General features: G+C 68.0%; 17 protein-coding genes and 1 tRNA gene. 8 read left to right on the forward strand and 10 right to left on the reverse strand.

The genetic code is table 11. The annotated features are described in order from the left end of the window. Positions 1-66: 66 nt before the first annotated feature. The 4 genes from DFR41_RS12705 to polA form a co-directional block, all read right to left on the reverse strand. Positions 67-1,011 (reverse strand): ZIP family metal transporter, encoded by a 945-nt coding sequence (locus DFR41_RS12705; protein WP_017759383.1) that lies wholly within the window; start codon positions 1,009-1,011, stop codon positions 67-69. A gap of 115 nt (positions 1,012-1,126) precedes the next feature. Further along, positions 1,127-2,023 carry a dienelactone hydrolase family protein gene (locus tag DFR41_RS12710; protein ID WP_017759382.1) on the reverse strand — a complete coding sequence of 299 codons (897 nt, stop codon included), beginning with the start codon at positions 2,021-2,023 and terminating at the stop codon, positions 1,127-1,129. Between the two features lie 167 nt (positions 2,024-2,190). Next, positions 2,191-3,486: a M20/M25/M40 family metallo-hydrolase gene (locus tag DFR41_RS12715; RefSeq protein ID WP_017759381.1), complete on the reverse strand. Its 1,296-nt coding sequence runs from the start codon at positions 3,484-3,486 to the stop codon at positions 2,191-2,193. Between the two features lie 186 nt (positions 3,487-3,672). Continuing rightward, positions 3,673-6,462: a DNA polymerase I gene (polA, locus tag DFR41_RS12720; RefSeq protein ID WP_114802944.1), complete on the reverse strand. Its 2,790-nt coding sequence runs from the start codon at positions 6,460-6,462 to the stop codon at positions 3,673-3,675. A 122-nt stretch (positions 6,463-6,584) separates the two neighbouring features. On the opposite strand from polA, the gene DFR41_RS12725 reads away from it, so the two are divergent. Genes DFR41_RS12725 through DFR41_RS12735 form a run of 3 tightly spaced genes read left to right on the forward strand, consistent with a single transcriptional unit; the run spans position 6,585 to position 8,852 of the window. Further along, complete coding sequence (locus DFR41_RS12725; RefSeq protein ID WP_244917736.1) at positions 6,585-6,953, forward strand: hypothetical protein; 369 nt, start codon at positions 6,585-6,587, stop codon at positions 6,951-6,953. A gap of 7 nt (positions 6,954-6,960) precedes the next feature. Then, positions 6,961-8,013 (forward strand): homoserine kinase, encoded by a 1,053-nt coding sequence (locus DFR41_RS12730; protein WP_114802945.1) that lies wholly within the window; start codon positions 6,961-6,963, stop codon positions 8,011-8,013. 41 nt (positions 8,014-8,054) lie between these two features. Continuing rightward, positions 8,055-8,852, forward strand: a complete 798-nt coding sequence (locus tag DFR41_RS12735) for a BPSS1780 family membrane protein (RefSeq protein ID WP_147284346.1) — start codon at positions 8,055-8,057, stop codon at positions 8,850-8,852. A 24-nt stretch (positions 8,853-8,876) separates the two neighbouring features. On the opposite strand, the gene DFR41_RS12740 is transcribed toward DFR41_RS12735, so the two are convergent. Beyond that, positions 8,877-11,291, reverse strand: a complete 2,415-nt coding sequence (locus tag DFR41_RS12740; protein WP_114802947.1) for a UvrD-helicase domain-containing protein — start codon at positions 11,289-11,291, stop codon at positions 8,877-8,879. A 48-nt stretch (positions 11,292-11,339) separates the two neighbouring features. Further along, complete coding sequence (gene azu, locus DFR41_RS12745) at positions 11,340-11,792, reverse strand: azurin (protein WP_017758313.1); 453 nt, start codon at positions 11,790-11,792, stop codon at positions 11,340-11,342. Between the two features lie 211 nt (positions 11,793-12,003). On the opposite strand from azu, the gene DFR41_RS12750 reads away from it, so the two are divergent. The 5 genes from DFR41_RS12750 (at position 12,004) to DFR41_RS12770 (ending at position 15,719) form a co-directional block, all read left to right on the forward strand. Further along, on the forward strand, positions 12,004-12,666 hold the full coding sequence (locus tag DFR41_RS12750; protein ID WP_017758314.1) for an OmpW/AlkL family protein: 663 nt from the start codon (positions 12,004-12,006) through the stop codon (positions 12,664-12,666). 224 nt (positions 12,667-12,890) lie between these two features. After that, positions 12,891-13,868 carry a GMP reductase gene (locus DFR41_RS12755; RefSeq protein ID WP_017758315.1) on the forward strand — a complete coding sequence of 326 codons (978 nt, stop codon included), beginning with the start codon at positions 12,891-12,893 and terminating at the stop codon, positions 13,866-13,868. 36 nt (positions 13,869-13,904) lie between these two features. Then, positions 13,905-13,980: transfer RNA gene (locus DFR41_RS12760), tRNA-Ala, on the forward strand. Positions 13,981-14,085: 105 nt separating this feature from the next. Continuing rightward, a complete protein-coding gene (locus tag DFR41_RS12765) occupies positions 14,086-14,460 on the forward strand; it encodes a helix-turn-helix domain-containing protein (RefSeq protein WP_043118309.1) in 375 nt (124 codons plus the stop codon). Next, on the forward strand, positions 14,457-15,719 hold the full coding sequence (locus DFR41_RS12770) for a type II toxin-antitoxin system HipA family toxin (protein WP_114802948.1): 1,263 nt from the start codon (positions 14,457-14,459) through the stop codon (positions 15,717-15,719). Before DFR41_RS12765 ends, DFR41_RS12770 begins: the two co-directional genes overlap by 4 nt. 471 nt (positions 15,720-16,190) lie before the next feature. Here the strand turns inward: DFR41_RS12770 and DFR41_RS12775 are convergent, their stop codons facing one another. The 4 genes from DFR41_RS12775 to DFR41_RS12790 all read right to left on the reverse strand — a co-directional run bounded on the left by DFR41_RS12775 (position 16,191) and on the right by DFR41_RS12790 (position 19,677). After that, entirely contained in the window at positions 16,191-16,598 is a 408-nt protein-coding gene (locus DFR41_RS12775) for a GFA family protein (RefSeq protein WP_017758318.1), read from the reverse strand. A gap of 146 nt (positions 16,599-16,744) precedes the next feature. Continuing rightward, on the reverse strand, positions 16,745-17,548 hold the full coding sequence (locus DFR41_RS12780; protein ID WP_017758319.1) for an SDR family oxidoreductase: 804 nt from the start codon (positions 17,546-17,548) through the stop codon (positions 16,745-16,747). Positions 17,549-17,578: 30 nt separating this feature from the next. After that, positions 17,579-18,430 (reverse strand): helix-turn-helix transcriptional regulator, encoded by an 852-nt coding sequence (locus DFR41_RS12785; RefSeq protein WP_244917737.1) that lies wholly within the window; start codon positions 18,428-18,430, stop codon positions 17,579-17,581. 44 nt (positions 18,431-18,474) lie between these two features. Further along, positions 18,475-19,677: an acyl-CoA dehydrogenase family protein gene (locus DFR41_RS12790; protein ID WP_017758321.1), complete on the reverse strand. Its 1,203-nt coding sequence runs from the start codon at positions 19,675-19,677 to the stop codon at positions 18,475-18,477. Positions 19,678-19,799: the final 122 nt, after the last annotated feature.

Consider the following 19,799-nt stretch of genomic DNA (forward strand, 5'->3'; position numbering starts at 1 on the left):
CGCCCGCCGCACATCAGGGCCAGCACGGCGCAGGCGCGGGCGGCCTGGGCTCGCAGGAAAACTGCCTCAGTGCGTGTGCGGGGGCGTGGCGCTCAAGGGCGGCGCCACTCCCTCATCGTGCCCATGCCCATGCTCAGCGCCATGGGACAGGCGGCTGACCCCGGTCACCAGCACGATGCCCGCCAGCAGCCACAACACCTGCAGCACCGTCTGGCGTGCGGCCAGCCTGCGCTGCAGTTGCGGGATGAGATCGGCCAGCGCCACATAGGCGAAGCTGCTGGACGCCAGCACCAGGAAGTACGGCAGCCAGCCATGCAGGCGCTCGACCAGCCACCAGCCCAGGACGCCGCCCAGCGCGGTCACCGTGCCCGCCAGGGACACCTTGATCAGCGCGGCGCGCGCATCCGGCGAGGTCTGTCGCATCACCACCAGGTCACCCACATGGTGCGGCACTTCATGGGCCAGCACCGACAGCGCGGCGAGCAGGCCGAGCCGCGTGTCGGCCATGAAGGCCGAGGCGATGAGCACGCCGTCGCCGAAGCAGTGCACGCTGTCGCCGGCCAGCACCGCCCAGCCGCCGACCCGCGGTGCATGCGCATGTGCGTGGTCGTGGCCCGCGCTGTCGACGGCATGGGCATGACGATGCCCATGCCCCGGATGGTCGTGCCCATGTGCCGCGGCGTGCGCATGGGCGTCGGGCGCGGGCCCGTGGTGGTGTTCATGCCCGTGGTGCCACAGCTCGGCCTTGTCGAGCAGGAAGAACAGCACCAGCCCACCCAGCAGCACGGCAAACAGCACCGAGGGCTCCAACCCGCTCTCGAAGGCCTCCGGCAGCAGGTGCATGAAGGCCGTCGCCAGCAAGGCACCCGCGGCCAGGCTCAGCAGATGCTGCGGCCCATGTCCTGCGTCCTGCGGCCGTCCGCGCACGCCCAGGCGCAGCAGCATGCCGGCGATCCAGACGCTGCCGATGCCGGTGACGAGGGTGGCGAGCAGGATCTGGAGCAGCTTCATCGGGGGTCGGACGAACGGGAGGGATGACGAAAAAAGGCCGCCCGAAGGCGGCCCGTGCGGGAGGGTCAGGACAGCGGGCGGGCGCCATTGTCGGCGGCCCGGCCCTGCATGGCACTCAGGCCACGCCGTTGGCCTTGAACCAGGCCGTGGCGTGCTTCCAGCCGTCCTCGGCGGCACTCTGCACATAGCTGGGCCGGTAGTCCGCATGGAAGGCATGGCCCGCCTCCGGATAGACGACGAACTGCGAGGCCTTGGCCGCAGGCGAGCCAGCGGCCAGCGCGGTCTTCATCTGCTCGACCGTGTCCAGCGGGATGCCCTGGTCCTTGCCGCCATAGAGGCCCAGCACGGGCGCCTTGAGCTCCGCCGCGATCTCCACCGGATGACGCGGCGTGAGCGGCGAGGCCTGCCCCACCAGACGTCCATACCAGGCGACGCCGGCCTTGACCCGGCCGGTGGCCGCATAAAGCCAGGTGATCCGGCCGCCCCAGCAGAAGCCGGTGATGCCGGCACGGCTGGTGTCGCCACCATTGGCAGCCGCCCAGGCGAGCGCACCGTCCAGGTCGGCCATGACCTGCGCGTCGGGCACCTTGGACACCACCTCGGCCATCAGCTTGGGGATGTCGGTGTAGCCGCGCGGATCGCCCTGCCGCGCGAAAAGCTCCGGCGCGATGGCCAGGTAGCCCAGCTTGGCGAAGCGGCGGCAGGTGTCGGCGATGTACTCGTGCACGCCGAAGATCTCCTGGACCACCAGGATCACCGGCAGGCCGGTCCGGCCTTCCGGCGCCGCGGCATAGGCCGGAACGTCGAAGCCGGCGACGGTGAACTTGACCGGCCCGGCCCGCAGCCCGTCGGCCGGTGTGCGGATGGCCGTCTGCGCGGCGATGGGTAGCGTGGCGGCGGCATAGCCCACGCCGAGCGCCGCTTTCAGGGCGGTGCGGCGGCTGGCGCCATCGCCCTCGGCACGGCCGGGCCGCAGGGAATCGAAGTCGCGCTGGATGTCGTCTTTCAGCATGCGGGGTCTTCCTTGGCAGTAGGGGTGTCGGAGTCTAGGGAGCGCGCGGCGCTGTGCCTGCAAAGCCCTGCGCGGTGCAGGGCCGGCGACGCAGGACCTTGCGGGCCTAACTCAACACTACGACGGGAAGCGCCGGGCGGATCAGTCGACGGCCGATCCCAAGCTCGTCAGCGCAAAGGAACCTTGCCGGCCGACACGTCCATGATCAGCCGCGTGGTCAGGTACAGCCGCGGCGCGATGGAGTCGATCAGCACGTACTCGGCATCGGCGGAGTGCGCGCCGTAGCCCTGCAGGCCGAAGCGCTCGACCACGGCCGCCTTGCCCGACAGGCCCGCGAAGGCCGCGTCGGTGCCACCGCCGGCCACCTTGTCGTCGGCGCCCAGCGTGCGGCCGAGTTCGCCGTAGATGCCTTGTGCATGCTTGGCCAGCGCCAGCGCGGTGGCATTGACCTCCAGCGGCGGGCGGCGGCGCTCGAACACGGCCTCGACCTTGGCCTCGGGGATCAGCTGCGCCTTCACCCGCTCCTGGATGGCGCGCTCCAGACGGTCGTAGTCGGCCACCTTGATCACGCGCACATCGGCCATGGCCTGGGCCGACGCCGGGATCACGTTGCGGTTGTTGCCGGCCTGCCCCACGGTCCAGTTCATCTTGAGGCCAGTGGCCGGATCAGACAGGTCGCGCATCTGCAGCACCTGGTGGGCCATCTCGTAGAAGGCATTGACGCCGCGCTCCGGCGCCGAGCCGGCATGCGAGGCCTTGCCCTGCACCTTGAGGGTGACCGCGCCAATGCCGGCGGTGGCCAGCGACAGCTTGTCGTCGTTGGCATAGGCGCCTTCGTGCGACATCACCACGTCGTGCTCGGCACCCAGCTTGGCGATCAGGGCGCGCGAGCCGGGCGAGCTGATCTCCTCGTCACCATTGATGAGCACGGTGATGCGGCCGTAGTCCTTGAAGTCCAGCGCCTTGAGCATGGCGAGGGTGTGCAGGATCACGGCGATGCCCTGCTTGTCGTCGGCGATGCCCAGACCGTAGGCCTTGTCGCCATCGACGCGGAAGGGCTGCCGCGCGCCCATGCCGATGGTGTAGACCGTGTCCATGTGCGCGATGAGCAGGATGCGCGCCTTGCCCGTGCCCTCGAAGGTGGCGCGCACCATCTTGCCGATGCGCTCGGGCGTGTCGCCCATGCGGTAGACCTCGGGCGACTCGGCGCTGCCGGGCTCGATCACCGACACCTGCCCACCCAGCGCCCGCAGGCGCCCGGCCACCAGCGCCGCGATGCGGTCCAGGCCGTCGAGATCACGGCTGCCGGATTCGATGGCGACCAACTGCGAGAGCGTGTCCAGCAGCGGCTGCTTCTGCTGCTGGGCCAGCGTCTCGATGCGCGCGTCGCGCTGGGCGAATGCGGGCGCGACGGCAGCCGTCAGTGCCAGGGCGAGGATGAGGGAGCGGAGCGTAGGTTGCATGGAGTCTGGGGGCTGTTTAATGGAGTCGTTCGACGTTGAAGCCAAGGCGACCTTCAGACGGCCGCGGAGCAGGCCATGCCAGGGCACCCGAGGAACTGGCTTTGCCAGGCCTCGGGGTGCGCCCCCCTCCAAGCCGAAGGCGACAGAGAGGGGGGAGCCGCGAAGCGGCATGGGGGGTGAAGCCCATCAATGCGCCTTTTCCCAGTTCGGGCCGAAGCCGATCTCGGCGAGCAGTGGCACCTTGAGCTCGGCCACGCCCGCCATAATGCGCGGCACCTCTGCCCGGACCCAGTCGACTTCGGCCTCGGGCACCTCGAACACCAGTTCATCGTGCACCTGCATGATCATCTTCGTGTCCAGGCCCTGCGCGTCCAGTGCCTTCTGCACGGCGTTCATGCTCAGCTTGATGAGGTCGGCCGCCGTGCCCTGCATGGGCGCGTTGATGGCTGCGCGCTCGGCCGCGCCACGGCGCGGGCCGTTGGGCGAGCGGATCTCGGGCAGGTACAGGCGCCGGCCGAACACGGTCTCGACGTAACCCTTCTCCTTGGCGCTGGCACGGGTCTCGTCCATGTAGTTCTTCACCCCAGGGTAGCGCGCGAAGTAGCGGTCGATGTAGCTCTTGGCGGCGGTGTTGTCGATGCCCAGGTTGCGCGCCAGGCCGAAGCTGCTCATGCCGTAGATGAGGCCGAAGTTGATCACCTTGGCATAGCGGCGCTGCTCGCTGCTGACCTGCTCGGGCGTGCTGCCGAAGACCTCGGCCGCAGTCGCACGGTGCACGTCGATGCCTTCGTTGAAGGCGCGCAACAGCGCCTCGTCGCCGCTGATGTGGGCCATGATGCGCAGCTCGATCTGCGAATAGTCGGCGCTGGCGATCGCCCGGCCCTCGGGCGCGATGAAGGCCTCGCGGATGCGCCGGCCTTCGGTGGTGCGCACCGGAATGTTCTGCAGGTTGGGGTCGTTGCTCGACAGCCGGCCCGTCACCGCCACCGCCTGCGCATAGTGCGTGTGCACGCGCCCCGTGCGCGGCAGCGCCATCTGCGCCAGCTTGTCGGTGTAGGTGCTCTTGAGCTTGGAAAGGCCCCGGTGCTCCAGGATCTTGGCCGGCAGCGGATAGTCCTCGGCCAGCTTCTCCAGCACCTCCTCGTCGGTGCTGGGCGCGCCGCTGGGCGTCTTCTTGACCACCGGCAGGCCCAGCTTGTTGAAGAAGATGTCGCCGATCTGCTTGGGGCTGCCCAGGTTGAAGGGCTGGCCGGCGATCTCGTAGGCCTGCTGCTCCAGCGCCACGATGCGCTGGCCCAGCTCATGGCTCTGCGCGGACAGCGCGCCGGCGTCGATCAGCACGCCGTTGCGCTCGATGCGGTAGAGCGTCTCGCTGCTGGCGATCTCCAGCTCGTAGACAAACTTCAGCCGCTCGTCGGCCTCAAGCTGCGGCCACAGCACGCGGTGCACGTCCAGCGTCTGGTCGCTGTCCTCGCACGAATACTCGGCCGCCTTGTCGATGGCAACCTGGCTGAAGGGAATCTGGTGCGCGCCCTTGCCGCACAGGTCCTCGTAATCGATGCCGCTGCGGCCGGTGTGGCGCTCGGCCAGGCTGGCCAGGCCGTGGGGTTTGTGCACTTCGAGCACATAGCTCTGCAGCATGGTGTCGTGCACATAGCCCTGCACCTCGATGCCGTGGTTGGCGAACACATGGCGGTCGTACTTGATGTGCTGGCCCAGCTTGTGGCGGCTGGCGTCCTCCAGCCAGGGCTTCATGCGCGCCAGCACCTCGTCGCGCGGCAGCTGTTCGGGCGCGTCCGGGTAGTCGTGCGCCAGCGGCACGTAGGCGGCTTCGCCGGGCGTCACGCTGAAGCTGATGCCGACGATTTCGGCCTTCATCTCGTCGAGCGAGCTGGTCTCGGTGTCGATGGCGACCAGGTCTGCCGCCTGCAGCTTGGCCATCCAGGCGTCGAAGGCCGGCCAGTCGAGCACCGTGTCGTAGACCAGATTGCTCGCCCGCTCGGCCGCCGCGGCCAGCGTGCCGTCGAGCAGGCCGGTGCCGCCCTCGCCCGGCTGCGCGGCGCCATGGCCCAACAGCTCGGGCGCGGCGGCGTGCGCCTCCAGGCTCTTGGCCAGGCTCTTGAAGCCGTACTGCTCGTAGAAGTCCTTCAGCGCATCGGTCTGCAGCGGCTGGATGGAGATGCCCTCCAAAGCGGGCAGGCCCTCCACATGGCCGGCCAGGTCGCAGTCGGTGCGGATGGTGACCAGCCGCCGGCCCTGCGGCAGCCAGTCGAGCGCGCGGCGCAGGTTCTCGCCGGCCTGGCCCTTGATCTCGGCCGCGTGGGCGATCAGTCCGTCGAGCGAGCCGTACTGCGTGAGCCACTTGGCAGCAGTCTTGGGGCCCACCTTGTCCACGCCGGGCACGTTGTCGACCGTGTCGCCCACCAGCGTCTGGTAGTCCACCATCAACGAAGGCGGCACGCCGAATTCGGCCGCGACACCGGCCACGTCGCGGCGCTTGCCGCTCATGGTGTCGATGATGGTGACGTGCTCGTCGACCAGCTGCGACAGGTCCTTGTCGCCGCTGCTCACGATCACCTCGATGCCCTGACCCGCGGCCGTGCGGGCCAGCGTGCCGATGACGTCGTCGGCCTCCACGTCGGGCACGCACAGCACCGGCCAGCCCAGCAGCCGCACCACCTGGTGGATGGGCGGGATCTGCGTGCGCAGGTCGTCGGGCATGGGCGCGCGGTGGGCCTTGTACTCGGGGTACCAGTCGTCGCGGAAGGTCTTGCCCGGCGCGTCGAACACGCAGGCCGCATAGTCGGCGCGCACCTCGCGGCGCAGGGCCTGCATCATGTTGATCATGCCCCGAATGGCCCCCGTCGCGGGGCTGTTGGGGTCGCCGGGCACCGCACGCAGGTCGGGCATGGCATGGAAGGCGCGGTACAGGTAGCTGGAGCCATCGACCAGCAGCAGCGTTTTCTTCTCGGTCATCGGGCCATTCTCCCCTGTCGCCGGAATGCGGCTGTGCGTTGGCGCCTACGGGCTACGGCAGCCTTCGACGACAGGGGGCAAGGCCGCGGGAACAAGGGGTGCGCACCTACAATCGCCCGACCATGCCTGCCCATTCCTCCCCGTCCGTGCGCGCAGCCCTGCTGGCTGCGGGACTGTCGCTCCTTCCGGCCCTCGGCCATGCCCAGACACCGTCGCCCGAGTCGGCCTCGGCAGCCCCGACGGCGGAGTCGCAGCCCCTGGACGGCCGCCGCAACCAGAAGATCGAGCACATCACAGTGGAAGACCGCGGCGCCAAGGTCGACGAGGTGCGCTACGGCGGCGTGACGCAGAGCATCACCGTCCAGCCCAAGGATTCGGCACTGCCCTCCTACGACATCCAGCCGACGGACGGCACGCGCCAGCGCACCGGCGCGACCGACGGCAACAGTTCCAGCGGCGGTCAGCGCGTCTGGAACGTCCTCAAGTTCTGAACCGCCCGTGGCGGTCTTCACTGAAGTCCAGGCCGACGACGCGGCCGAACTGATGCGCTGCCTGGGGCTGGGCGAACTCACCGCACTGCGCGGCATCGAGGGCGGCATCGAGAACACCAACTACTTCGCCACCACCGACCGGGGCGAGTACGTGCTGACGCTCTTCGAGCGCCTGACGCCGGCACAACTTCCGTACTACCTGGGGCTGATGAAGCACCTGGCCGAGCGCGGCATGCCGGTGCCCGAGCCGGCGGCACGGGGCGCCGAAGGCGGTCCGCTCTTCGACGCCGAATCTCCGGACAGAGCCTGCCCGCTGCTGCAAACCATCGCCGGCAAGCCCGCTGCCGTGGTGCGCAAGCTGCAGGGCCGCAGCGAGCTGGCCCCGACGGCCGACCACTGCAGCGCGCTCGGCGACCTGCTGGCCCAGCTGCACCTGGCGGGGCGCGACTATGGTCAGGTGCAGCCCAACCTCCGGGGCCTGCCCTGGTGGAACGAGACCGTTCCGGTGGTGCTGCCGCATGTGGATGACGCCCAGGCCGCCCTGCTGCGCAGCGAACTGGCCTACCAGAACCATGTGGCCGAGTCCTCGGCCTACGCGGCCCTGCCCCGCGGCCCCGTGCATGCCGACCTGTTCCGCGACAACGCCATGTTCGCCCACGACGGCAAGGGCGGCACGCTGCCGGTGGTCACGGGCGTGTTCGACTTCTACTTCGCCGGCACCGACACCTGGCTCTTCGATCTGGCCGTGTGCCTGAACGACTGGGCCATCGACCTGCCCACCGGCCGTGCCGACCCGGCACGCAGCCGCGCCCTGCTCGATGCCTACCAAGCCCGCCGGCCGCTGGGCGCCGCCGAGCGCGAGCTGCTGCCCGCCATGCTGCGTGCCGGCGCCCTGCGCTTCTGGATCTCGCGCCTGTGGGACTTCCACCTCCCGCGCGAGGCCAGCATGCTCAAGCCGCACGATCCGACGCATTTCGAGCGCGTGCTGCGCGAACGGGTGCGTGCGCCGCAGGTGCCGGCGCTGCAGGCCGAACCCGTCGCCGAAACGCTGGGCGCCTGAGCGCCCCTTGCGCCGGCCCCGGCCGCCCCCTTCTCCTGCTCATGAAACTCCAAATCGTCTCGCCCCGCACCGGCGTCCAGTGGATGCGCGAGGGCCTGCGCGCCTTCCGCCGCCAGCCGATGGCCTTCTTCTCGCTGTTCATGCTGTTCATGTCGGCGATCGCGATGCTCTCGGTGGTGCCGCTCATCGGCGGCCCCCTGGCCGTGGCCCTGGGCCCGGCCACCACGCTGGCCCTGATGGTGGCCAGCGAGCGCACCGTCCACGGCCGTGCCGACCCCGCCGCGGGGCGGGTGGCCTCGGCCGGCATCTTCCTGCAGGCGCTGCAGGCCGTGCGCGCGCAGGCCCGGCCGCTGGTGGTGCTGGGGGTGCTGTATGCGCTGGGCGCCCTGGCCGCCGGCGGGTTGGCCACGCTGATCTTCGGCGACCCCTTCGATGGCGCCTTCGGCAACGATGGTGCGCCGCAGGCCGAGGTGGTCCAGAGCACCGGCTTCCAGATCGCCGTGCTGGCCCGGTTGCTGTTCTATGTGCCGGTGGCGCTGGCCTTCTGGCATGCGCCCGCACTGGTGCACTGGCATGGCGTGACGCCGGTCAAGAGCATCTTCTTCAGCCTGATCGCCTGCTGGCGCAACATGGGCGCCATGACGCTGTACGGCCTGGCCTGGGCCGGCGTCGTGCTGGCGTTGAGCCTGCTGATGAGCCTGATCGCCTCGCTGCTGATCGCCGTGAGCGGGGCCGGGGCGCTGGGCATGGCCGTGATGGTGGGCGGCTCCTTCCTGCTCTCGGCCGCCTTCCTCGCCTCCGCCTGGTTCACCTTCCGGGACAGCTTCAGCGTGGAGTGAAGGCGCGGCGCGCCCTGCACTTCATCACTCGACCGGCGTGAGCTTGGCCACGCTCAGGGCCAGCCACTTGATGCCGTGGCGGTTGAACTTGACCTGGGCGCGGGCGTCGTCGCCGCTGCCTTCCAGCGCGGTCACCGTGCCCTCGCCGAACTTGTTGTGGAAGACCTGCATGCCGGTTCGCAGGCCGTGCGACGGCGCCGCGCGCTGCGGAACCGGGGCCGGCGCCGGGCTGCCGCTGGCGTAGCCTCCGCTGTAGCCCGACGACGAGAAGCCGCCGAAGCCGCCACTGCTGCCGCGCGAGCCACCGCCTGCGCCGCTGCCGCCGAACTGCCCGAAGCCGGACTGCTTGGGCGTGAGCCACTTGAGCGCCTCTTCCGGCAGCTCGTCGAAGAAGCGGCTGCGCAGGTTGTAGCGGGTCTGGCCGTGCAGCAGCCGGGTCTGCGAATGGCTCAGGTACAGCCGTCGCCGTGCGCGCGTAATGGCCACGTACATGAGGCGACGCTCCTCTTCCAGGCCCTCGAAGTCGCTCAGCGAGTTCTCGTGCGGGAACAGGCCCTCTTCCATGCCGGTGATGAACACGCAGTCGAATTCCAGGCCCTTGGCCGCGTGCACCGTCATCAACTGCACGGCATCCTGGCCGGCCTGGGCCTGGTTGTCGCCGGACTCCAGCGCGGCATGCGTGAGGAAGGCGGCCAGCGGGCTCAGCGTCTCGCCGGTGTCGGCATCGGGCGCCAGCGGATCGTCCAGCACCGGCAGGTTGGGGTCGAGACCCTGGCTGACGGCGCTCTGGCGCAGTTCGTCCACCGGCAGGGCCACGGCGTCGCGGCCAAAGCCTTCCTGCGTGACGAAGGCCTCGGCGGCGTTGACCAGTTCCTCCAGGTTCTCCAGCCGGTCTTCGCCCTCGCGGTCGGCCTTGTAGTGCTCGACCAGGCCGCTCGCATCCAGCACCAGCTCGACGATCTCCTTGAGCGACAGGCCCTGCGTCTGCTCGCGCATGACGTCGATCTTGGCCACGAAAGCGCCCAGGTTGGCGCCGGCCTTGCCCGGCAGGCCTTCCACGCCCTTGGCCAGCGACACGCCGCGGCTGCGCGCCGCGTCCTGCAACTGCTCGATGCTGCGCGCGCCGATGCCGCGGGGCGGAAAGTTCACGACGCGCAGGAAGCTGGTGTCGTCGTCCGCGTTCTCCAGCAGGCGCAGGTAGGCCAGCACATGCTTGATCTCGGCCCGCTCGAAGAAGCGCAGGCCGCCATACACGCGGTAGGGCATGCCGGCGTTGAACAGCGCCGTCTCGATCACCCGGCTCTGCGCGTTACTGCGGTAGAGCACGGCGATCTCCTTGCGCTCGACGTCGTCGCGCACGAGCTGGCGCATTTCCTCGACCATCCACTGGGCTTCGGCGAAGTCGCTCGGCGCCTCGTACACGCGCACCGGCTCGCCCGGGCCCTGGTCGGTGCGCAGGTTCTTGCCCAGGCGCTTCTTGTTGTGGCTGATGAGCGCGTTGGCCGAATCCAGGATGTTGCTGAAGCTGCGGTAGTTGCGCTCCAGCTTGATCTGGTGCTGCACGTCGAACTCGCGCACGAAGTCGCTCATGTTGCCCACCCGCGCACCGCGGAAGGCATAGATGCTCTGGTCATCGTCGCCCACGGCCAGCACGCTGTTGCTGCCGGACGTGAAGTGGCCCAGCGCATCGGTGTGGCCGGCCAACATCTTGATCCAGGCGTACTGCAGGCGGTTGGTGTCCTGGAACTCGTCGATCAGGATGTGGCGGAAGCGCCGCTGGTAATGCTCGCGCACCGCATCGTTGTCACGCAGCAGCTCGTAGCTGCGCAGCATGAGTTCGCCGAAGTCGACAACGCCTTCTCGCTGGCACTGCTCTTCGTACAGCGCATACAGCTCGATCTTCTTGCGGTCGTCCTCGCCACGGGCCTGCATGTCGCCGGGGCGGAGGCCGTCTTCCTTGGCGCCGGCGATGAAATATTGGGTCTGCTTGGCCGGGAAGCGCTCGTCGTCGACGTTGAACTGCTTCATCAGCCGCTTGATGGCCGAGAGCTGGTCCTGCGTGTCCAGGATCTGGAAGCTCTGCGGCAGATTGGCCAGCTTCCAGTGCGCACGCAGGAAGCGGTTGCACAGGCCGTGGAAGGTGCCGATCCACATGCCGCGCACGTTGACGGGCAGCAGCGCCGTCAGCCGCGTCATCATCTCCTTGGCGGCCTTGTTGGTGAAGGTCACTGCCAGTACGCCACCGGGCGAGACCTGGCCGGTGGAGATCAACCAGGCGATGCGCGTGGTGAGCACGCGCGTCTTGCCGGAACCGGCACCGGCCAGGATGAGCGAATGCCCCTCGGGCAGCGTAACGGCCGCGCGCTGCTCGTCGTTGAGGTTGGCAAGAAGGGGGGAGTCGGCCGCCGTCGGCTCGGCGTGGGGGCCAGGAAAGGACATGCCCCGATTGTAGGAAGCGGGGCCTGCGCCGGCCCCGCGCAGGGCTGCTTACTTGGCCAGCGCGAAGCTGCCCTTCATGACGCCGGAATGGCCGGGGAAGGAGCAGAAGAAGGTGTAGCCCTCACCCGCCTTGAGCTTGCTCACGTCCACGGCCACCGAGTCGCTTTCGCCGCCGCCCACGACCTTGGTGTGGGCGATCACGCGGGTGTCGCCGGGCTTGATGTACTGCTTGTCCAGACCGGCGGCGATGCCATCGTTGGCAACGGCCTGCACGTCGGCGGTCTTTGCCAGCACCCAGTTGTGGCCCATCGCGGCCTTGGGCATCTTGCCAGCGTGCTTGAGCTGCACGGTGAAGCTCTTGCAGCTCTTGGGCACTTCGATGGCGGTCTTGTTGAACTGCATGGCGTCGTTGCCTTCGATCTGCACGCTGCAATCGGCGGCGTAGAGGGGCGTGGAGACAGCGGCCAGCAGGGCTGCGGCAACGATGAAACGAGACGACATGGAGAGTCTTTCGGGATGCGGTTGAAGTCGGATGCGGCCGCGCCAGCGCGAGCCGCAGGGGCATTGTGCGAAGCGCACCACAGCATCCGCATGACATGGATCAAGCAACCGGCAGCGGCCCTCGCGCGGCCCCGCGGACTTGCGCCGCGTCAACACCGGCCCCGAGTCCCTTGCAGACACTGACCTGGCATTCACAACCAGAGCACAGCGTATGTCCAGACTGTTCGCCCTCCGGGGCACCACCCTCCTCCTTGCCGCGCTGCTGAGCGGCGGCGCCTTTGCCCAGAGCACCTCGACGCCCGAAGGCAACTGGCTCGTGCGTGCACGTGCCGTGCGGCTCGATCCGGCCAACAAGTCCAGCGCCATCCCCTCGCTGCTCGTGCCGGCCGACGCCATCCACGTCAACGACAAGACCATCCCCGAGCTGGACGTGACCTACTTCTTCACGCCCAACATCGCCGCCGAGCTGGTGCTCACCGTGCCGCAGAAGCAGCGCGTGACCGTCCAGCAGAGCGCCCTGGGCGGCCCGGTGGACATCGGCAGCTTCAAGCACCTGCCGCCCACGCTGATGCTGCAGTACCACTTCCTGCCCGAGGGCACCTTCCGCCCCTACGCGGGCGTGGGCCTCAACTACACCCGCATCAGCTCGGTGAACCTGGCCGTGCCGACCGTGGGCAGCCTGTCGCTCGACAAGAGCAGCGTCGGCCTGGCGCTGGGTGCGGGCGTGGACATCAAGATCGCGCCGCAGTGGTTCCTGAACTTCGACGTGAAGAAGGTGAAGATCGACTCCGACGTGCGCCTCGGCTGGCAGACCGTCTCGAAGGTCAAGATCGACCCCTGGCTGGTGGGCGTGGGCATCGGCTACCGCTTCTGAGCTCCCGCCTCGGCGAAAGCCTCACAACCTTGCGTCTATAGAGGCTATACGCAAACCCATAGGCCGCCCTTTGCGGGGCACGCCTACACTCAATCACCGGGCCCAAGTTTCTTGCGCCCGGTTTTTTTGTGCCCTGCTTTTCCTGCAATGGCGGCACAGGAGGACCGGCCAGGCCAAGCGCTCATCCTTTTCGTTCAACCACGATTCCCGGAGCCTGGACTGCCATGCAGATCTTCGATTACGACAACGTTCTGCTCTTGCCGCGCAAATGCCGCGTGGAGAGCCGCGCGGAATGCGACACCACCGTGCAACTCGGCAGCCGCCGATTCAAGCTGCCGGTGGTGCCTGCCAACATGAAGACGGTCATCGACGAGGCACGCTGCCTGTGGCTCGCACAGAACGGCTACTTCTACGTGATGCACCGCTTCGACCTCGACAGCCTGGCCTTCACGCGCCGGATGAAGTCGCAGGGTGCCTTCGCCTCGATCTCGCTGGGCGTCAAGGACGCGGACTACCGCACCGTCGATGCGATGGCGGCCGAAGGCCTGGTGCCCGACTACGTGACCATCGACATCGCCCACGGCCATGCCGACAGCGTGCAGCGCATGATCGGCTACCTCAAGCAGAAGCTGCCGCAGACCTTCGTGATCGCCGGGAACGTCGGCACGCCCGAGGCCGTGATCGACCTGGAAAATTGGGGCGCCGACGCCACCAAGGTGGGCATCGGCCCTGGCAAGGTCTGCATCACCAAGCTCAAGACCGGCTTCGGCACGGGCGGCTGGCAGCTGTCGGCGCTCAAGTGGTGCGCCCGCGTGGCCACCAAGCCCATCATTGCCGACGGCGGCATCCGCGAGCACGGCGACATCGCCAAGAGCATCCGCTTTGGCGCCACCATGGTGATGATCGGCTCGCTGCTGGCCGGCCTGGAAGAAAGCCCGGGCGAGACCGTCGAAGTGGACGGCAAGCGCTACAAGGAATACTTCGGCTCGGCCTCGGACTTCAACAAGGGCGAGTACAAGCACGTCGAAGGCAAGCGCATCCTCGAGCCGGTGCGCGGCACCTGGGAAGGCACCCTGCGCGAGATGCAGGAAGACCTGCAGAGCGCCGTGAGCTATGCAGGCGGCAAGCAGCTGATGGACATCCGCAAGGTCAACTACGTGATCCTGGGCGGCGACAACGCGGGCGAGCACCTCTTGATGTGAGCCGCAACGCTGCGCTTATAATCGCGCGATTGCGTTGGGGGGGTAGCTCAGCTGGGAGAGCGCCGCGTTCGCAATGCGGAGGTCGGGAGTTCGATCCTCCTCCTCTCCACCAACAATTCAAAACCCGTTGATTCGTCAACGGGTTTTTTTTGCGCGAAATCCAGAGTTTTGTTCGCTATTATGAACATTTCAATCATTTTTTGTCCATAATAGAAGAATGCCGCGCAAGCCCCCTATTGTTTTTCCACAAGAGCAGAGGCTGCTTTCCCAGTTGGGAGAACGGCTGAAACTCGCGCGCATGCGGCGCAAGCTGAGCAACGCGGTTGTGGCTCAGCGGGCGGGCATCTCCAGGTCCTCCCTCTACAAGGTCGAGGCGGGCGACGCGGGAGCGACCTTGGGCACCTACCTTCGAGTCATGGCCGTCCTGGGTCTCGAGGCCGACATCAATGTGCTGGCCGCAGACGACAAGGTAGGCCGCAAGCTTCAGGACCTCACACTTGAAGCGCCCGCCTCCGCCCCTAGGCGTCGGCGAACTGCCATCAAGCCGCATCCTCCCGTCACCCCCACGGACGGCGCCGGGAGCGCGTCATGAGCGACCGGGGCAATGCTCTGGAGGTCTGGCTCGATTGCGACCTTGGTCCGCCGTGCCTTGTGGGCACCTTGGCGCACGACCGCGGCCAAATTCGATTCCACTACGAGCGGTCTTGGCTGCGCGACGCGCGGGCGTTTGCGCTCGACCCGGACCTCTCCCTTGACGAAGCGCCCTTCTTTCCCAAGCCTGAACTAGGTAACTTCGGCATCTTCCTGGACTCGTCGCCCGACCGATGGGGTCAGACGCTGATGAAGCGTCGTGAGGCACTGCAAGCCAAGGACGAGAAGCGCCCCCCCCGTACGCTGTACGCGTGGGACTTCCTCATCGGAGTGCAGGACCTCACCCGACAGGGTGCGCTGCGCTTTAGGCCGGCCGGCACCGAGGAGTTCCTGGGCAACGAGAGGATGGCGGCCCCCCCCATCACCACACTGCGCGAGCTGGAAGCCGTTGCCTATCAGTTAAGCAGCCGCCGTATCGACGACCTCGAAGCGCTACGCAAGTGGCTGACCGTCTTGGTCGCGCCTGGCGCGTCCTTGGGTGGCGCCAGGCCGAAGGCCAACTTCACTGAGGCCGATGGCTCACTGTGGATCGGCAAATTCCCGGCGCGAGACGATGACCGGGACATCGGGGCCTGGGAGTACCTGGTGCATGGCCTCGCGCTGAAGGCGGGAGTGGATGTCCCTGCCGCGAAGGTGGTGCGCCTGAACAATCAGTTCCACACCTTCTGTGTGCGACGCTTTGACCGTGTCAACAGCGCGCGACGCTTTTATGCTTCCGCAATGACCTTGCTTCGCAGAGAGCAGAGCGAGGGCACCAGCTATCTGGAGCTGGCGCAGTTTCTTCGAGCTAAGGGCGACAGCGCCCACGTGGACGCTGACCTCGAGCAATTGTTCCGGAGGGTCGCATTCAATGTTGCCGTTGGGAACAGGGATGACCACCTGCGCAACCACGGGTTCGTACTGGGGGCAACGGGCTGGCGCCTGGCGCCGGCATTCGACGTCAATCCGAACATCGACAAGGCAGAACACGTCCTCAACATCGACGACGTGGACAACCGTCCCAGCCTCGGAACAGTCCTGACCACCGCGGCCTTCTATGGGCTTACTGAAGAACGTGGAAAGCAGATCGTCGAAGAAGTCGTTTCTGTGGTCGACAGGTGGGAAGACGCAGCCAGGCAGGCTGGCCTTGCCAGCGGCGATGTGGAACTTGCCACCGTGGCGTTCTCCGCCCACGCGCAGTACCGGTCCTCAGCGTGGTAGCGGGGCGAAGGCCCCCCGCCAGAACCGAACGAAACGTGGCTCGGCTGCCGCGCTCGCCCAGGTGTGAGACGTCAAGAGGTTGTTTCTTGACAAGCAGATTTGAGAGATGGACGGCGGGCCGCCGGTGTGCGTGAATGGGCGTCGGATGCTCAGCTCGAGACAGACTTGCCTGAAATCGTGCGAGCGGAAGGCAGCGCCGGTGCCGGTAAGCAGCCGCTCGATGATGGCCCCCGGTGGCGGTCAGAAGCCCCCCTCATTGCCCAGGAACAGCACCGCCTGCTGCCCCTTTGCATACGAATGCGTGGCGGATGAACGCCAGGCGGGCAGGGTCGTCGAAGCTTCACACGCCTTGCCGTGCAGCACGTTCCAGGGCGCCGCGCGATGCCTTTCACCGCCATGCGCCAGGCGCGCCGCGTGAAAAGAGGCTGAACTCCAGCACTGCCGCTGGCCCCTTCCGCACAAGCCCGAGCCTCAGGGCTGCCCTTCGAAGGAGGCCACGCCGTCCGGCAGGCCGACCCAGTCCAGCCGCCGCCGCGTCCAGATCTCGCGCTGCGGCACACCCAGCGCGTGGCGCTGCTTGATCGTGCCGACGCGCAATGAATAGACCTGGGGATCCTCGGTGGCACAGGCATACAGCGAGCTGCCGCAGACCTCGCAGAAAGCGAGCAGGCGCCGGTTGCCGCTGGCCGCGGTCTTGACGTAGGTGCGGGGCGTCCCTCGCAGCAGCCGGAAGCCGGCCGCGGGCGCCGGCATGTTGGCGCGGAAGGCAGATCCGGATTGCATCTGGCAATCCGCGCAGTGGCAGACCGTGATCGTGCCGGGCTCCACCTCGGCCTCGTAGGCGATGGCCCCGCAATAGCACTCACCTTGAACCTTCATCGACGACTCCTTGGCATGGGGCGCGCTCGCCCCGACCCCGCCGACTTTAGCCAGGGTGGCGCCGCCATGCAGGCAGCGCGGGCGGACGCCCCGCCGCGGCGCCCGGCGCGCTAACCGCGGGGCACCGGGCCCGCGGTAGCCCAAGCTCAGAGCGCCGCCCCCGCCGCCTCGAGTGCCGGCTTGACGCTTTCCAGCGCCCCACCGCCGTCGCAGGGAATCACGGCGCCCGAGATGTAGCCCGCATAGGACGAGCCCAGGAACAGGGCCAGGTTGGCGATGTCGTCCAGCCCGCCGAAACGCTGCAGCGGGACCTGCCGGCGCGCGAACTCGCGGTCCTCCGGCGTCGGCGCCATCAGCTTGCGGAAGCCTTCGGTCCCATCGATGGGCCCGGGCGAGATGCCGTTGAGCCGGATGCCCTCCCCGCCCCATTCGAGCGCCAGCGCGCGCGTGAGCTGATCCACACCCGCCTTGGCGGCGCTGGCATGGGCCTGGTAACGCATGGGCACGACGGACTGCGGCGCCGTGATGTTGATCACCGAAGCGCCCGGCCGGCGCAGGTGTGCATGCGCCTGGCGCAGCACATGGAAGGTGCCCAGCAGGTCGATGTCCACCACGACCTTGAAGCCGTTGGCCGACATGTCCTTGGCTGCGCACAGGAAGTTGCCGGCGGCGCCGGAGACCAGCACGTCGATGGGACCGAAGGCCTCGGCCGACCGCGCGAAGGCCGCACCCACGGCGTCGAAGTCGCGCACATCGGCGCTGACACCCTGGACCTCGCCGCCGTGCTGGCGCAGCGCGGCGACCGCCGCATCGACGTTCTCCGGCTTACGGCTCGCCACGGTGAGACGGGCGCCCTGGCGCGCGAAGGCATGGGCGATGCCCAGGTTGATGCCGGTGGTGCCGCCGAACACCACGACATGGCGGCCGGTGAAGTCGAGATCGATCTGCATGGAAGGAAGGCTGCAAGCGAAGAGGCAGCGTCAATGGAAGGCGAAACGCGGCAGGGCGGCGGCACCGCTGCCATAGAGCGCCAGCCGTCTACAGCCGGCAAAGATCGACTTGGGCGTGAGCCCGTAGATCTGCCGGATCGAGTGGCTGAAATGGGTCGAATCCGGATAGCCGACATCCAGCGCGATGGCGGCCAGGTTGGCGTTCCGGGTGACGAAATAGAGCAGGCTGCGTGCGCGCTGCCAGGTGCGGAAGCTGCGGAACGGCGCCTCCACCTCGGCGCGGAACAGATGCAGGAAGCGCGACACCGACAGATGGCAGCTGGCCGCGCAGTCCTCGGCCGGGAAATGGCGGTTGGGGTCGTCCTTGATGCGTGCCAGCACCTGGGCGATGCGGCGGTCCATGGGCCGCGCAGGCAAGGCCGCACCGAAGAAGGCGCGGTCGAAGTCGGCGGTGCTGGCGTACTGCCGCGTACTGCCGAGCCGGAAGCGCAGCAACGCCTCGCGCAGCGACTGCACGGCCTGCGGGTCTTGGATGGCCCCCCGCCCGGCACGAAGCACGCCGCACAGATCGGCCGCACGCACCGTGTCGGCCTCGACGAGCACATTGCAGATCATCCGGTCCACCGAGACGATGCGGTGCGGGACGTAGGGCGGCACCACCGACAGCAAGGTCTCCTCCCAGCGGCCGCCCTCCACGCAGATGCGATGCGGACGGGCGAGCGACAGGTACAGCGAATAGGCGCCGAAGGTGCGCACCGAGGGCGCGCCCAGCAGGCCCACGTACAGCACCCGGTCGGCGTTGAGCCACATCAGCGGCTCGGCCGGCCCGGCCACGGCCGCCGGTTCCGCTTTCCCCCGTGCGGGATCGGTCGCACTGTGCATCGATATCTCCTTGGCGGTCTGTAGGCAGAGCCGCGGTGCTGCGCCTATCGGTACTTGGCCAGTTCGAGCTTGCCGATCTGGGCGCAATGCACCTCGTCGGGCCCGTCGGCCAGGCGCAGCAGCCGCGCAGTGGCATAGGCCGAGGCGATGCCGAGGTCGTTGTTGGTACCGCCACCGCCATGGGCCTGGATCACCCAGTCGATCACCTGGCAGGCCATCTGCGGTGCCGCCACCTTGATCATGGCGATGTCCGCCTTGGCCCCCTTGTTGCCCAGCGTGTCCATGCGGTGTGCCGCGTTGAGCGTCAGCAAGCGCGCCTGCTCGATCAGGATGCGGGCGTGAGCGATGCGCTCCAGCGTCACGCCCTGCTGCGCAATGGGCTTGCCGAAGGCGACGCGCGAGAGGCTGCGCCGGCACATGCGCTCGAGCATGCGCTCGGCCAGGCCCACCAGCCGCATGCAATGGTGGATGCGGCCGGGCCCCAGCCGCCCCTGCGCGATCTCGAAGCCGCGGCCCTCACCCAGCAGCATGTTGGCTGCCGGCACCCGCACGTTCTCGAAGATCACCTCCGACGCACGATCAGGCACGCCGTAGAAGCCGAACACCGCGATGGGCCGCACCACCTTCACGCCTGGCGTGTCCATGGGCACGAGGATCATGGACTGCTGCCGGTGGCGGTCGGCGTTGTCCGGATCGGACTTGCCCATGAAGATGCAGATGCGGCAGCGCGGATCAGTGGCATTGGTCGTGTACCACTTGTGGCCGTTGATGACGTAGTGGTCGCCGTCGCGCACGATGCTCGACGCGATGTTCGTGGCATCGCTGGAGGCGACGGCAGGCTCCGTCATGGCGAAGCAGGAGCGGATCTCGCCGGCCAGCAGAGGCGTGAGCCAGCGCGCCTGCTGCTCGGGCGTGCCGTAGCGGGCCAGCACCTCCATGTTGCCGGTGTCGGGCGCCGAACAGTTGAACACCTCGGGCGCGAGGTGCGAGCGGCCCATGATCTCGCACAGCGGCGCGTAGTCGTAATTGCTCAGGCCGGCGCCATGGCCGGAGTCGGGCAGGAACAGGTTCCACAGCCCCGCCTCGCGCGCTTTCGGCTTGAGCTCCTCCAGGATCGGCGCGACCTTCCAGGGACCCAACGCCTCGGCCTCGTTGTAGTAGCGGTCCTCGTTGGGATAGATGTGCTCGTCCATGAAGGCAAGCAGGCGCTGCTGCAGGTCCTGGACTTGGGGAGAGAACGCGAACACGGGAGGCCTTTCGAGAGGTGGGGCAAGCAGCGGGCCACAAGGATCCGCGAGGTGTTTCGGCCAAATAGTAGGAGGATTTCGTCAGACGATCTTAGGGACTTGCCCCGGCCTCGGTCGCGTGG

Origin of the sequence: Pseudacidovorax intermedius (assembly GCF_003350475.1) — a bacterium.
Classification (GTDB): domain Bacteria; phylum Pseudomonadota; class Gammaproteobacteria; order Burkholderiales; family Burkholderiaceae_C; genus Xenophilus; species Xenophilus intermedius.

What these genes read in the sequence shown, in the direction of transcription:
- DFR41_RS12750 (WP_017758314.1), top strand. Translation starts at nt 12,004, where the DNA reads ATGTCCAGACTGTTCGCCCTCCGGGGCACCACCCTCCTCCTTGCCGCG.
- DFR41_RS12705 (WP_017759383.1), bottom strand. Translation starts at nt 1,011, where the DNA reads ATGAAGCTGCTCCAGATCCTGCTCGCCACCCTCGTCACCGGCATCGGC.
- DFR41_RS12775 (WP_017758318.1), bottom strand. Translation starts at nt 16,598, where the DNA reads ATGAAGGTTCAAGGTGAGTGCTATTGCGGGGCCATCGCCTACGAGGCC.
- DFR41_RS12735 (WP_147284346.1), top strand. Translation starts at nt 8,055, where the DNA reads ATGAAACTCCAAATCGTCTCGCCCCGCACCGGCGTCCAGTGGATGCGC.
- DFR41_RS12725 (WP_244917736.1), top strand. Translation starts at nt 6,585, where the DNA reads ATGCCTGCCCATTCCTCCCCGTCCGTGCGCGCAGCCCTGCTGGCTGCG.
- DFR41_RS12710 (WP_017759382.1), bottom strand. Translation starts at nt 2,023, where the DNA reads ATGCTGAAAGACGACATCCAGCGCGACTTCGATTCCCTGCGGCCCGGC.
- polA (WP_114802944.1), bottom strand. Translation starts at nt 6,462, where the DNA reads ATGACCGAGAAGAAAACGCTGCTGCTGGTCGATGGCTCCAGCTACCTG.
- DFR41_RS12780 (WP_017758319.1), bottom strand. Translation starts at nt 17,548, where the DNA reads ATGCAGATCGATCTCGACTTCACCGGCCGCCATGTCGTGGTGTTCGGC.
- DFR41_RS12740 (WP_114802947.1), bottom strand. Translation starts at nt 11,291, where the DNA reads ATGTCCTTTCCTGGCCCCCACGCCGAGCCGACGGCGGCCGACTCCCCC.
- azu (WP_017758313.1), bottom strand. Translation starts at nt 11,792, where the DNA reads ATGTCGTCTCGTTTCATCGTTGCCGCAGCCCTGCTGGCCGCTGTCTCC.
- DFR41_RS12785 (WP_244917737.1), bottom strand. Translation starts at nt 18,430, where the DNA reads ATGCACAGTGCGACCGATCCCGCACGGGGGAAAGCGGAACCGGCGGCC.
- DFR41_RS12755 (WP_017758315.1), top strand. Translation starts at nt 12,891, where the DNA reads ATGCAGATCTTCGATTACGACAACGTTCTGCTCTTGCCGCGCAAATGC.
- DFR41_RS12770 (WP_114802948.1), top strand. Translation starts at nt 14,457, where the DNA reads ATGAGCGACCGGGGCAATGCTCTGGAGGTCTGGCTCGATTGCGACCTT.
- DFR41_RS12765 (WP_043118309.1), top strand. Translation starts at nt 14,086, where the DNA reads ATGCCGCGCAAGCCCCCTATTGTTTTTCCACAAGAGCAGAGGCTGCTT.
- DFR41_RS12715 (WP_017759381.1), bottom strand. Translation starts at nt 3,486, where the DNA reads ATGCAACCTACGCTCCGCTCCCTCATCCTCGCCCTGGCACTGACGGCT.